Source organism: Ochrobactrum sp. SFR4, from assembly GCF_019730395.1.
Classification (GTDB): Bacteria; Pseudomonadota; Alphaproteobacteria; order Rhizobiales; family Rhizobiaceae; genus Pseudochrobactrum.
Map to the genome: position 1 here is coordinate 1 of NZ_JAAPBB010001143.1, position 247 is coordinate 247.

Genomic DNA, 247 nt, shown 5'->3' on the forward strand with positions numbered 1-247 from the left:
GTCGAAATCCGTCTCTTCACCGCACAGGACAAAGCGGCATGGCTGCCATTGTGGAAAGCCTATCAGGATTTTTACAAAACCAGCATTGCCGATGATGTCACAGATAAAAGCTGGGAGAGATTACTGGATAGTGCAGAACCGATGAATGGCGCATTGGCTTTTGTAGATGATCAGGCCGTCGGCCTTGTCCATTACATCCGCCATCGCTCCACATGGGCGACAGGTGATTACTGCTATTTGCAGGATC

At 49.8% G+C, this 247-nt stretch carries 1 pseudogene; it reads left to right on the top strand.

Going from position 1 to position 247, the window contains the following annotated elements:
- A pseudogene (locus HBA93_RS22620) lies at positions 1 to 247 on the top strand (GNAT family N-acetyltransferase); the annotation flags it as partial.